This window comes from Paracidovorax oryzae ATCC 19882, from assembly GCF_000687165.1.
In the GTDB taxonomy this organism is placed as follows: Bacteria; Pseudomonadota; Gammaproteobacteria; order Burkholderiales; family Burkholderiaceae_C; genus Paracidovorax; species Paracidovorax oryzae.
Map to the genome: position 1 here is coordinate 43,673 of NZ_JMKU01000024.1, position 11,444 is coordinate 55,116.

An 11,444-nucleotide genomic window follows, 5' to 3' on the forward strand; every position below is an offset into this window, starting at 1 on the left:
CCGGGGCCCTGAGGAGACAAACCCATGCAGAGCTCCCTCCATGGCGGGGAGGCGGCGCAGGCCGCCGCTTTCGCGCCGCTGCCTTCGGCCCGCGTGATCGCCGAGTCGCACGAGCGCTCCCGCTCCTTCGGCCTGCAACGGCACGCGTCCGCCGACCTCCAGCCCCTGGCGCCCGACGCGCTCGCCTGGGCCGTGGCGCGCAACGACGCGCTCTGCGCGCATGCGCTCCCCGTCATGGAAACCCTCTCGGCGCAGATCGCGGGCACGCAGAGCATGGTGCTGCTGACCGACGCGCAGGGCGTGGTGCTGCACGCCCTGGGCGACGAGGAGTTCCTCGGGCGCGCCCACCGGGTCGCGCTGCGGCCCGGAGGCACCTGGTCCGAGCGCAGCAAGGGCACGAACGCCATCGGCACGGCCCTGGCCCTGGGCGATGCGGTGCAGGTGAACGGCGATGAGCATTTCCTGGCCGCCAACCAGTTCCTGACCTGCTCCTGCGCGCCCATCTGCGATCCGCTGGGCCAGGTGATCGGCGCGCTCGACGTGAGCGGCGACCGCCACCAGCAGAGCGCCCACACGCTGGCCCTGGTGCGCATGTCCGCTCGCATGGTCGAGAACCATCTCTTCGGCAAGGTGTACGAGGACGCGGTGCGGCTGCGCTTCCATGCGCGCCCGGAGTTCCTGGGCACACTGGTGGAGGGGTTGGCCGCGTTCACGCCGGAGGGCCGCTTCCTCGCGGCCAACCGCAGCGGGCAGTTCCAGCTCGGCATGTCGGCGAACGCGCTGCAGGCGCAGACCTTCCCGTCGCTCTTCGGCATGCCGATGAGCGCGCTGCTGGCCCATGCGCGCGGCGCCATGCCCCGGCCGCTGCAGCTCGCGCTGCCCGGCGGGGTGGTGGTCAATGCGATGGTGGAATTCCGTCCGAAGGGGGCGGCGGCCCTTGGCTGGCTGGTGCAGGGGCGCGACGAGGATGCACCGGTGCCCGCGCCCGTGGCGCCGGCTTCCGCCACGGCCACCCGGACGCGGCCCGCCGCCCCGGTGCCGGCCGGCGGTCCGCGGCTGTCCGGCCTGCGCTACCTGGATACGGGCGATGCGCAACTGGCGCAGGTGATCGACCGCGTCTCGCGCGTGCTGGGCAGCGACGTGCCCATGCTCATCCTCGGCGAGACCGGCACGGGCAAGGAGCTGCTGGCCCGCGCCATCCACCAGGACGGCCCGCGCGCACGCGGGCCCTTCGTGGCGGTGAACTGCGCATCGATCCCGGAAACGCTGATCGAGGCCGAACTGTTCGGCTACGAGGAGGGTGCTTTCACCGGCGCGCGGCGCAAGGGCAGCGTGGGCAAGATCGCCCAGGCCCACGGCGGCACGCTGTTCCTGGACGAGATCGGCGACATGCCGCTGGCCATGCAGGCCCGGCTGCTGCGCGTGCTGCAGGAACGCACCGTGGCGCCGCTCGGCTCGGCGCGGCAGATCCCGGTGGACGTGCATGTGCTGTGCGCCACCCACCGCAACCTGCGCGACATGATGGCCCGGGGGGTGTTCCGCGACGATCTCTACTACCGGCTCAACGGGCTGGTGGTGCGCCTGCCGGCGCTGCGCGAGCGTTCGGACCTGCGCGTCATCGTGCAGCGCCTCCTGCAGGCGCAGGACCGCGAGCGGGCTGCCGAAGGCTCCACGCCGGGGTGGCAGCGACCGCGCAGGACGGCGCCCCTGCGGATCTCGTCCCGGGCCATGGAGCTCTTCCTGCGGCACCGCTGGCCCGGCAACCTCCGCCAGCTCTCGAATGCGCTGCGCACGGCGGCGCTGATGGCCGGCGATGCGGACGAGATCGACATCGGGCACCTGCCGGAGGACCTGTTCGATGAAGTTCTTCCTGCTGCCGCCTCCGCGGCCCCGGTGCCTGCAGGAGACCTGGGCGATGCAGTGTCCGGGGCGTCGGCGTGGGAAGGCGAGCCATGCCCGCCGGGCCGCAGCGCTGCACACCAGCCCGCACCGGCCGCGGTGCGTTCATGGGATGAAACCGTGGAAGAGGCACTGCGCCATGCGCTGTCGGTGCATGGCGGCAACGTGTCCGCCGTGGCGCGGGCCCTGGGGGTGTCGCGCAATACGGTGTACCGGCGGCTGAAGGCGATGGACGGGACGGCCCCTCACCATTGACGGCCGGGTTCCGGTGTCAGTCGGGCAACCGCCTGGCCTGGCGCCCAGATACTCTCTTTTTCGCGAGCGCACACCATGCCACGCGTCCAACGGGGCAGGCCCAGAGGACGGACAGCACCCCCACGACGATCAGCGATCCGGGATCGCCCGTGCTCGCAAAAACGGCGACGGCGGCATTGAGCAGCCCCGCGATGGGCGCGATGGCGAACAGCCAGATCGCGGCCACCCCGTCGTGCTGGAGCTTCATGCAGGCGAATGGCACGAGGCAGAGCAGGGCGGGACTGTAGATGAGCCAGGCCAGCAGTGCATTGCCTTCATCGACGTAGGGTAGCCCACTCGCCGAAAGGTTCAGGACGATGCCCCATGCCACGATCCCGACGGCCAGGCCCGCCAGTCCGAGGAGATACCGCATGGGGTCCGTCAACCCGCCCCGCGCGGCGGCGGCCCCAGGGCCTCGATGGCCGCCCATTCGGCGTCGCCGTAGAGCCGCGAGCGGGTAAGGAACCGCAGCCCCGTGGGCCGCTCCAGCGAGAACATGCCGCCGTTGCCGGGCACGGCGTCGATGATGAGGTGGGTGTGCTCCCAGTAGGCGAACTGGGATTCGCTCATGTAGAAGGGCGTGCCCGCGATCTCGCCGAGCAGGACGTCGGAATCGCCGAGCATGAATTCGCCGCGGGCGAAGCACATGGGCGCGCTGCCGTCGCAGCAGCCCCCGGACTGGTGGAACATGAGCGGGCCGTGCTGCGTCTGCAGCCGCTCGATGAGGGCGACGGCCTCGGGCGTGGCCGAAACGCGGGTTGCGGAAGCGGGGGGCGCGGTCGTCGTCATGCGGTGTCTCCTGTCATGGGGTCTGCGCTTCGTGCAGTGTGCCCGAAGCGCAGCGGCGGCGCCTGCCCTCCGGTCGTCAGTGCGCTGCCATGTCCAGCACGATGCGGCCCTGGATCTGGCCCTTGTGCATGCGCGCGAACACGTCGTTGATGTTCTCCAGCTTCTCGGTCGCCACGGTGGCCTTGACCTGGCCGCGGGCCGCGAAGTCCAGCGATTCCTGCAGGTCCAGGCGCGTGCCGACGATGGAGCCGCGCACGGTCACGCCGCGCAGCACCATGTCGAAGATGGGCAGCGGGAAGTTGCCGGGCGGCAGGCCGTTGAGCGACACCGTGCCGCCGCGGCGCACCATGCCCAGCGCCTGCTCGAAGGCCTTGGGCGAGACGGCCGTGACCAGCGCGCCGTGGGCGCCGCCGATCTCCTTTTGCAGGTAGGCGGCCGGGTCGGCGGTCTTCGCGTTCACCGTCACGCTGGCACCGAGCTTCTTCGCCAGTTCCAGCTTGTCGTCCTCCACGTCCACGGCCGCCACGTTCAGGCCCATGGCGCGGGCGTACTGCACGGCCATGTGGCCCAGGCCGCCGATTCCGGAGATGACCACCCAGTCGCCCGGCTTGGTGTCCGTCACCTTCAAGCCCTTGTACACCGTCACGCCCGCGCACAGCACGGGAGCGATGTCCACGAAGCCGACGTCCCTGGGCAGGTGGCCCACGAAATTCGGGTCGGCCAGCGCGTAGTCGGCGAAGCCGCCGTTGACCGAATAGCCGGTGTTGCTCTGCGATTCGCACAGCGTTTCCCAGCCGCCCAGGCAGTGGGTGCAGCAGCCGCAGGCCGAGTGCAGCCACGGCACGCCCACGCGGTCGCCTTCCTTCACATGCTTCACGTTCCTGCCGATGGCGGCGACGAAGCCCACGCCCTCGTGGCCGGGGATGAAGGGCGGGTTCGGCTTGACGGGCCAGTCGCCCTCGGCGGCGTGCAGGTCGGTGTGGCAGACGCCGGAGGCCTCGATCTTCACGAGGATCTGGTCATCGGCGGGCGTCGGGACCGGGGCTTCCTCGATGGTGAGGGGCTTGCCGAATTCGCGCACGACGGCGGCTTTCATGGTCTTGGGAAGCATGGAACGGGAATCCTTTCTTTTACTCGAAGGGTTGAACGGGGAGGGCTGGCTTCCACCATATGCCGCCCTCCCTCGGTCGCTGCTGATGCAGGTCAAGCCGTCAGAAGAAGCCCAGCTTGTTCGGGCTGTAGCTCACGAGCAGGTTCTTGGTCTGCTGGTAGTGGTCGAGCATCATCTTGTGGTTCTCGCGGCCGATGCCGGACTGCTTGTAGCCGCCGAAGGCCGCATGCGCGGGGTAGGCGTGGTAGCAGTTGGTCCACACGCGGCCGGCCTGGATGCCGCGGCCCATGCGGAAGGCGCGCGCACCGTCGCGGCTCCACACGCCGGCGCCCAGGCCGTAGAGCGTGTCGTTGGCGATCTCCAGCGCTTCCTCCTCGGTCTTGAAGGTGGTGACGGACACCACCGGGCCGAAGATTTCCTCCTGGAAGATGCGCATCTTGTTGTGGCCCTTGAACACCGTGGGCTTGACGTAGTAGCCGCCGGCCAGGTCGCCTCCGAGCATGTTGCGCTCGCCGCCGATCAGGCATTCGGCGCCTTCCTTCTTGCCCAGGTCCAGGTACGAGAGGATCTTCTCCAGCTGCTCCTGCGAGGCCTGCGCGCCGATCATGGTGCCCTTGTCGAGCGGATGGCCCTGCGTGATGGCGGCCACGCGCTTCAGGGCACGTTCCATGAAGCGGTCGTAGATCGATTCCTGGATCAGCACGCGGCTGGGGCAGGTGCAGACCTCGCCCTGGTTCAGCGCGAACATGGCGAAGCCTTCCAGCGCCTTGTCGAAGAAGGCGTCGTCGGCGGCCAGCACGTCCTCGAAGAAGATGTTGGGGCTCTTGCCGCCCAGCTCCAGCGTGACCGGGATGATGTTCTGGCTGGCGTACTGCATGATGAGCCGGCCGGTAGTGGTCTCGCCCGTGAAGGCGATCTTCGCGATGCGGTTGCTGGAGGCCAGCGGCTTGCCGGCTTCCAGGCCGAAGCCGTTGACCACGTTGACCACGCCCGGGGGCAGCAGGTCGCCGATCATCTCGAGCAGGACCAGGATGGAGGCCGGCGTCTGCTCCGCGGGCTTGAGCACCACGCAGTTGCCGGCGGCCAGGGCGGGCGCCAGCTTCCAGACGGCCATCAGGATGGGGAAGTTCCAGGGAATGATCTGGCCCACTACACCAAGCGGCTCGTGGAAGTGGTAGGCCATGGTGTCATGGTCGATCTCGCTGATGCCGCCTTCCTGCGCCCGCACGGCGCCCGCGAAGTAGCGGAAGTGGTCGATGGCCAGGGGGATGTCGGCCGCCATGGTCTCGCGCAGCGGCTTGCCGTTGTCGATGGTTTCGGCCACCGCGATGGTCAGCAGGTTGGCTTCCATGCGGTCGGCGATCTTCAGCAGGATGTTGGCGCGGTCGGTGGTGGAGGTCTTGCCCCAGGCCGCCTTGGCCTTGTGCGCGGCGTCCAGCGCGGCGTTCACGTCCTTGTCGTTGGAACGCGGCACCGAGGTGAACACCTGGCCGTTGATGGGCGAGCTGTTCTCGAAGTACTGGCCGTCCACCGGGGGAACCCACTGGCCGCCGATGTAGTTGCCGTACTGCTTCTTGTAGGGGTTGGCGATGCCGAGGTTGGCGATTTCTGCCATGTCCATGGTGCTTGTCTCCTGTGGTGGTGGAATGTCCGGGCGGCGCACCGTGCGCTCTCCGGTGCAGGACATTGCGCAATCCGCATGCCAGCGCATGCGCCCCGTGTTCCATGCACCGGTTGCGCCCGCTGGGTGCTCCATGTGTTCTGTTATGGAACAGTGGCTGCGCAGGGGTGTTGCACGGCGGAGCGGTGCCCCTGGCGGGCGGCGCAGGCCAGACCGGGGAGTGCAAGCCCGCTGTCCGGCCCGCCCGCTCGCCCGGAAGGGGCTGCCCGCGGTGCCCGGGCACTGGCGCCGCTCTTGGTGTATAACCGCGCCTCCCCGGAGACCCGCGGCGCCGCGCCCGCGCCCGCGCCTGCCGGCCCCACCGATCCACCCCCCGAGCATGACTGACCACTACGCCGCCCTCGGTCTGAGCGCGACCGCGAGCCTGGCCGACATCAAGAAGGCGTTCCGCCAGAAGGCGGCCTTCTATCACCCCGACCGCAATCCCTCGCCGGATGCGGCCGAGCGCTTCCGCGCGGCCCAGAAGGCCTACGAGGTGCTGTCGGACGATGCCGCGCGCCAGGCCTACGACGACAACCGCCGCCGCAACCTGCTCGACGATCCGCTCCAGACGGCGCGGGAGATCTGGCAGTCCTATTTCAAGAACGTGCTTTCCTCGTGAAACCCTCTCCTTTCTTCCATGACCTGCGTTCGGCCTACCAGGCCGAGCTCGATGACCTCGCCCAGGATTCCGAAGGCAAGGACGTGCTGCGCAAGCGCCTCGCCCAGAAGCGCGGCGAGATCGCCTTCCTGGCCAGGATGATCGATTTCAGCCCCGAGATGGTGGCTGTGGCCTTCCACCAGGGCTTCCGCTTCCACCGGCCGGCCACGCTCGATCCGCTGCTGGCGCGGGGCGGGGTGAGCGACCTGCCGGAGTGGCCGGAACTGGCCGGGGCGGTGGCGCTCGAGCCCTGGGCCCAGCCGCTGGCGGACGTGGTGCTGGCCGAACCGTCGGGCGCGCGCTTCCTGTCGCTGGCTGCGCTGCTCGAATACCAGCGCCAGCACGCGCGCTTCGCCGGCCAGGGCGCCGGCAGCGCCGAGGCCGGGGAGGACGACCGGGAAGAGGGCGCGGAGGAGGCGGATCAGAGCGATGACGACGAGGCCCGCTGGAGCGCCGACGAAGCGGGCCAGCCCCGCAGCCATGCCGACCGCGAGGAGGCCGCCGCCGACTGGATGGCCGACCTCGGATTCGACCGCAAGGAGTAACCGCCCATGTCACGACATCTCGCCCTCATCACCCAGACCCAGGCCCTGATCGCCGCTGGCGACATCGTGGGCGCCGAGTCCGCCCTGTCCCAACTCGCCGACGACGAGGGCGACCGCGCCCTGGTCGAGGTGCTGGACGAGCTCGCGCCCAAGGACGTGCTGGCCGTCATGCGCGAATACGACGAATCCCGTGCCTCGGTGGTCAACATGCTGGTGACGCCCCAGCAGTTCGCGCGCGCGCTGGTGCTGGAGAAGCAGTACAAGGACGCCACGCACACCTACCTGCGCAGCATGGTGAACGCCGTCGTGTTCCGCGGCGACGTGGATCCGGTGGAGTTCCTCACCGCCATCGGCGACCTGGAAGGCGGCAGCGAGGCCCTGGCCCACTATTTCGCGGAGAAATGGAGCCGCCTGGAGGCCTTCGCCCGCTCGGGGCTGTTCGACGCCACCGAAGACTACGGCCCGGCGCTGACCGAAGACCAGCTCTTCAACGTGGCCTACGCCCCGCCCAAGGTGGACCAGGACGAGGTGGCCGACCGCGACTGGATGCAACTGGCCTGGCTGCTGCGCTACCAGTGCCCGGACCTGTTCATCGAGACCCTGCTGGTGCTGCGCGCCAAGGCCCAGGCCTACGACGAAGGGCTGGGCGACGACGAGACCGGCTCGGACGAGGACGACGACGGCAAGTTCGAGACCAGCGAGACCGACCGCGGCAAGGCCACGCCGGCCGCGCGGGCATCCGACGAAGAGTCGGCGATCTGAGCCGGAGGCCGCCGCGATGAGCGTTTCCGATTCCAGCCCGGCCGCAGGGGGCGCGACGGCGCTGTCGCTGCACGACAGCCGCCCGTTCTTCGAGAAGGCCCTGGTGCATGGCATCCGCCACGGCATCGTGCCGGCCGAGCGGGTGGAGGCCATCGCGGCCGACGCACCCAAGGGCATGGTGCAGATCGCCCGCTACTTCGGCACGGAGTTCCTGCGGCCCGACCTGGAACGCGCGCGCGAGCGCATGGTGAACCTCGTCAGCCTCGACCTGATCGAGGACAGCGGCGGCGACCTCGGCCGCGCCGCGCAGAGCCTGCGCGAGCACAGCTTCCTGTCGCGCTCCAAGGCGGGATCGGACCGGCTGCGCCGCCTGATCGCGCTGCCGCAGAGCAGCAATTTCGGGTTCCTTTCGACCACCGGCGAGCCGGACGTGCAGCAGCTGTCGGTCTGGTCGCTGCGCAGCCATGCCGACTACCGCGCCGAACTGGAGCGCCGCACCGGCATCGCCGCCGCGATCGAGGCCGCCCGCTGGTTCGCGGAGCGCCTGGACCTGGACGAAGGCGCGCTGGAGGCGGGCGGCGCCGAGGCCGAGGCCGTGGTGCGCATGGGCCTGCTGTGGCACTGGATGCATCCGGCGGCCGAGGCCTGGCCGCATGCCGTGTCGTTCGAGAAGCGCCTGTCCGCGATGCGGCGCAAGGGCATTCCCGCACCGTCGCGCCTGCCGCTGCCCGCCGGCATGCCGGACGGGGTGGCGGCCGTCGCGGACGCGCACGTCACGGCCGTGCTGGCGGATGCCGCGCGCATCCTCGACGCGGCCACGGTGCCCCGCGCGTTGCTGCGGCCCATGGGCAGCTTCCGCGCGCGCTACTTCCTGGAGGACGATCCGCTCGCCGAGGTGGACGACTACCACCAGGGGCTGGACGCCCTGCTGGAAGCCGGGGACGACGCAGACGCAGCGCCCGCGCCGGCCAGCCGGACCTGGGAGCGGCTCACGCAGGGCCATGAGGACGAGCATTCGCTGCTCACGCTCTTGCTGTGCCTGGCGGCCGGCGTGCCGCGCAAGACCGTGCTGACCGAGAAGGCCGCCGCGAGCCTGGTGCGCCGCGTGCGCAAACACGGCTGGCAGCCGGAGCTTGCCGAGGAATTCATCCGCGCGCATGCGGCCAGCATGCGCCAGGCAAGCTACCTGGCGCTCTGGAAGTCCTTCGTGGACGAGTCGGCCACCACGCTGCTCAACCACCGGGACGAGCGCCAGGAAGAGGCGCGCGCGCTGCTGCGCCGCGAGTGCCACGTGGCGGACGGCGCGGCGTGAACGCGGGGCCGGCACCGGACGCCGGGCCGGCAGAGGCCTTCTGGCGCGACCCGGCGATGCCCTTCGCCGAGAGCCGCCGTGCCTGCCGCAGCCGCGCCTGCTACCGGCCCCACCTGCACCCCACGTTCTCGATCGGCGCGGTGGACGGTGGCCGCAGCACCTTCACGGGTGCGGACGGCGGCCCCGTCCCGTTGCGTGCGGGCATGCTGGTGTTCGTGCCGGCCGGGCGCGTGCATGCCTGCAACCCGGAGCCGGGCTCCGCGTGGAGCTACCAGATGCTGCACGTCGATGCGGCATGGATCCAGGGGGTGCGCAGCGAAGTCGCCGCAGCCGTGCCGGAAGGCGGCGGCCCGGTGCGCATCGTGGACGATCCGGCCTGCCATGCGCGCTTCGCACGCCTGAACGCACTGCTGTTTTCCCAGGCCGCGCCGCAGGACAAGGAGGCCGCGCTGATCGAATTCGTCGGCGACAGCGACGCAATGCACGGCCTGCGCATCCCGGCGCCCGCTGCCGGCCCCGGCCTGCAGGAGCGGCTGCGCCCGGCGATGGAGCGCCTGCGCGACGCGCCCGCCGACAGCGCGCCGCTCGATGAACTGGCCCGGCTGGCCGGCATGGGCCGCTACCAGCTGATCCGGGCGTTCAAGGCCGCCACCGGCATGACGCCCCATGCCTGGCAGATGAACCTGCGGATCAATTGCGCCCGGGTGCGCCTGCAGAGCGGGGACAGCCTCGCGGACGTGGCCCATGGACTGGGTTTCGCCGACCAGGCCCACTTCCAGCGGATGTTCAAGGCGCACGCGGGCGTGACGCCGGGGCGGTTCCGCGCCTAGGAAGCCTCCAGCCGCGGGCCCGTGCGCGCAATTTCATTCAATACGGCGTGGCCGGCGGCCGGCACAGTGGCGGCCTTCCTCAGCCTGCCTGCCACCCGAATGGAACAGTTCCTCCTGATCGCCGCCGCGCATTTCCTCGCCCTGCTGTCGCCGGGGCCGGATTTTTTCCTGATCGCCCGGACCTCGCTGTCGGCCGGATGGCGGATGGCCGGCGGGGCCTGCGTGGGCATCGCGCTCGCCAACGGCGTGTTCATCGTGGCCGCTTTCGCAGGGCTCTCCGTTCTGCGCGCCGGCAGCCCGTGGTTCACCGGCATCCAGCTGGCCGGGGCTGCCTATCTGCTCTACCTGGGCGTTCTGTTCATGCGCCATGCGGGCCGCAGCCGGCTGGACGTCTCCGCTGCCGGGGCGGCTGGGGCCGTCGCGCGGGGGCACGGGGCCTGGTGGCGGGCTGCAGGCATGGGGTTTGTCTCGGCCGCGCTCAATCCGAAGAACGCGCTGTTCTATGCAAGCCTCGCGGCCATGCTGGCCGGACCGCAGGCCACGCCGGGATGGAAGGTGTTCTACGGCGCGTGGATGTTCTGCGCCGTGCTGCTGTGGGACTTGGCGGTCGCCGTCGCGATCGGCAACCGGGCCGTGCTGCGCCGCTTCGCGCGGGCGCTGCCCTGGCTGGAGCGGGTGTCGGGCGCCGTCCTCGTCCTGGCCGGCTGCCTCGTGCTCGCAATGCTCGCGCGCGCGGGATGAAAATGAAAAAGCCGCCCCGGCGGTGCCAGGGCGGCTTGTCATCGGCCCACGGGCCGCGATGGCATCAGAGGTCGCCGAACTGCGCTTGCGCGACCGCGGGCAGGTGGCTCTTGATGAAGTTCTGGATCACGCTGCATGGCAGCAGGAAGGGCCGCTGCGTGATCGTGATCGTGCAGGTCTGGCCGCTCACCATGAAGGTGCCTGCCACGGTGCCGAGCGGGGTGCCCACGGTGAAGGCGCCACCGCTGGGGCCACCGGTGATCGTGCCGCCGTGGTCATGGATCATGGTGGCGATCTTGACGAACAGCTCCTGGGCGCTGCCGGTGAAATCGACGCTGAAGGGTGGGCAGGATGCCATGGTGGTGTTTCCTCTCGCGGGTGGTTCGGTGCGCGGGTTCAGCAGACGCCGAACACCTTCACGGTGAAGGCGGGCTGGCTGCTGCCGTTCAGGTACACCGTAGCCTTCAGGCCCGTGGGGATGAAGCTGCCGCAGGTTTGCGCGCACACCTTGATCTGCGCGCTGATGGGAATGTGGATCGGCGACGTGAAGCAGAGGTTGCCGTAGATCGGGATGGAGAAGCAGATCTGGTTGGTGGACTGGTTGTAGCTGCCGCCCACGCACACGGAGAGCTTCAGTGCGTGTACGCCTTCGAGGTTCACGCTGGGCGCTGCAGAAGCCAGGCTTTGCGGTGCGGCAGCGAAGCCGGTCAGTGCGTAGTTGGGCACGTGGTCTTCATCTTGCGCGCCGTTGCTCTTCTGGGAATTGCAATTGCAGTCGGACATGGTTTTTCCTCTCTCGATGCGTTGCTGTTGAAGTCGGCCGGGGCCATGCAACTTGTC

General features: G+C 70.0%; 13 protein-coding genes. 7 read left to right on the forward strand and 6 right to left on the reverse strand.

Going from position 1 to position 11,444, the window contains the following annotated elements; genetic code table 11:
• Window positions 1-24 precede the first annotated feature (24 nt).
• Complete coding sequence (locus T336_RS0117770; RefSeq protein WP_026433564.1) at window positions 25-2,154, forward strand: sigma-54-dependent Fis family transcriptional regulator; 2,130 nt, start codon at window positions 25-27, stop codon at window positions 2,152-2,154.
• Window positions 2,155-2,170: 16 nt separating this feature from the next.
• On the opposite strand, the gene T336_RS0117775 is transcribed toward T336_RS0117770, so the two are convergent.
• The 4 genes from T336_RS0117775 to adh form a co-directional block, all read right to left on the reverse strand.
• Complete coding sequence (locus tag T336_RS0117775) at window positions 2,171-2,566, reverse strand: hypothetical protein (RefSeq protein WP_026433565.1); 396 nt, start codon at window positions 2,564-2,566, stop codon at window positions 2,171-2,173.
• Window positions 2,567-2,574: 8 nt separating this feature from the next.
• Window positions 2,575-2,982, reverse strand: a complete 408-nt coding sequence (locus tag T336_RS0117780; protein WP_026433566.1) for a DUF779 domain-containing protein — start codon at window positions 2,980-2,982, stop codon at window positions 2,575-2,577.
• Between the two features lie 76 nt (window positions 2,983-3,058).
• Window positions 3,059-4,093 (reverse strand): alcohol dehydrogenase AdhP, encoded by a 1,035-nt coding sequence (gene adhP, locus T336_RS0117785; RefSeq protein WP_026433567.1) that lies wholly within the window; start codon window positions 4,091-4,093, stop codon window positions 3,059-3,061.
• A gap of 100 nt (window positions 4,094-4,193) precedes the next feature.
• Window positions 4,194-5,714 carry an aldehyde dehydrogenase gene (gene adh, locus T336_RS0117790; protein WP_026433568.1) on the reverse strand — a complete coding sequence of 507 codons (1,521 nt, stop codon included), beginning with the start codon at window positions 5,712-5,714 and terminating at the stop codon, window positions 4,194-4,196.
• 379 nt (window positions 5,715-6,093) lie between these two features.
• Here adh and T336_RS0117795 point away from each other — a divergent pair, with 379 nt between their 5' ends.
• The 6 genes from T336_RS0117795 (at window position 6,094) to T336_RS0117820 (ending at window position 10,604) form a co-directional block, all read left to right on the forward strand.
• Complete coding sequence (locus T336_RS0117795) at window positions 6,094-6,375, forward strand: DnaJ domain-containing protein (RefSeq protein ID WP_011796297.1); 282 nt, start codon at window positions 6,094-6,096, stop codon at window positions 6,373-6,375.
• On the forward strand, window positions 6,372-6,959 hold the full coding sequence (locus T336_RS0117800) for a hypothetical protein (protein WP_026433569.1): 588 nt from the start codon (window positions 6,372-6,374) through the stop codon (window positions 6,957-6,959). The genes T336_RS0117795 and T336_RS0117800 overlap by 4 nt, the downstream gene beginning before the upstream one ends.
• Window positions 6,960-6,965: 6 nt before the next feature.
• A complete protein-coding gene (locus T336_RS0117805) occupies window positions 6,966-7,721 on the forward strand; it encodes a hypothetical protein (RefSeq protein ID WP_026433570.1) in 756 nt (251 codons plus the stop codon).
• Window positions 7,722-7,737: 16 nt separating this feature from the next.
• Complete coding sequence (locus T336_RS0117810; RefSeq protein WP_026433571.1) at window positions 7,738-9,033, forward strand: hypothetical protein; 1,296 nt, start codon at window positions 7,738-7,740, stop codon at window positions 9,031-9,033.
• Window positions 9,030-9,863 carry an AraC family transcriptional regulator gene (locus T336_RS0117815; RefSeq protein ID WP_026433572.1) on the forward strand — a complete coding sequence of 278 codons (834 nt, stop codon included), beginning with the start codon at window positions 9,030-9,032 and terminating at the stop codon, window positions 9,861-9,863. The genes T336_RS0117810 and T336_RS0117815 overlap by 4 nt, the downstream gene beginning before the upstream one ends.
• Before the next feature lie 99 nt (window positions 9,864-9,962).
• Window positions 9,963-10,604, forward strand: coding sequence for a LysE family translocator (locus tag T336_RS0117820; protein WP_026433573.1), 642 nt, complete (start codon window positions 9,963-9,965; stop codon window positions 10,602-10,604).
• Between the two features lie 64 nt (window positions 10,605-10,668).
• Here the strand turns inward: T336_RS0117820 and T336_RS0117825 are convergent, their stop codons facing one another.
• Both T336_RS0117825 and T336_RS0117830 read right to left on the reverse strand, forming a co-directional pair.
• Window positions 10,669-10,962 (reverse strand): hypothetical protein, encoded by a 294-nt coding sequence (locus tag T336_RS0117825; RefSeq protein WP_019700321.1) that lies wholly within the window; start codon window positions 10,960-10,962, stop codon window positions 10,669-10,671.
• Between the two features lie 38 nt (window positions 10,963-11,000).
• A complete protein-coding gene (locus T336_RS0117830; RefSeq protein ID WP_019700322.1) occupies window positions 11,001-11,387 on the reverse strand; it encodes a hypothetical protein in 387 nt (128 codons plus the stop codon).
• Between the last annotated feature and the right edge of the window lie 57 nt (window positions 11,388-11,444).

Excerpts from the sequence above, each read along its gene's own strand:
- T336_RS0117770 (WP_026433564.1), top strand. The coding sequence starts at position 25 with ATGCAGAGCTCCCTCCATGGCGGGGAGGCGGCGCAGGCCGCCGCTTTC.
- T336_RS0117775 (WP_026433565.1), bottom strand. The coding sequence starts at position 2,566 with ATGCGGTATCTCCTCGGACTGGCGGGCCTGGCCGTCGGGATCGTGGCA.
- T336_RS0117780 (WP_026433566.1), bottom strand. The coding sequence starts at position 2,982 with ATGACGACGACCGCGCCCCCCGCTTCCGCAACCCGCGTTTCGGCCACG.
- adhP (WP_026433567.1), bottom strand. The coding sequence starts at position 4,093 with ATGCTTCCCAAGACCATGAAAGCCGCCGTCGTGCGCGAATTCGGCAAG.
- adh (WP_026433568.1), bottom strand. The coding sequence starts at position 5,714 with ATGGACATGGCAGAAATCGCCAACCTCGGCATCGCCAACCCCTACAAG.
- T336_RS0117795 (WP_011796297.1), top strand. The coding sequence starts at position 6,094 with ATGACTGACCACTACGCCGCCCTCGGTCTGAGCGCGACCGCGAGCCTG.
- T336_RS0117805 (WP_026433570.1), top strand. The coding sequence starts at position 6,966 with ATGTCACGACATCTCGCCCTCATCACCCAGACCCAGGCCCTGATCGCC.
- T336_RS0117810 (WP_026433571.1), top strand. The coding sequence starts at position 7,738 with ATGAGCGTTTCCGATTCCAGCCCGGCCGCAGGGGGCGCGACGGCGCTG.
- T336_RS0117820 (WP_026433573.1), top strand. The coding sequence starts at position 9,963 with ATGGAACAGTTCCTCCTGATCGCCGCCGCGCATTTCCTCGCCCTGCTG.
- T336_RS0117825 (WP_019700321.1), bottom strand. The coding sequence starts at position 10,962 with ATGGCATCCTGCCCACCCTTCAGCGTCGATTTCACCGGCAGCGCCCAG.
- T336_RS0117830 (WP_019700322.1), bottom strand. The coding sequence starts at position 11,387 with ATGTCCGACTGCAATTGCAATTCCCAGAAGAGCAACGGCGCGCAAGAT.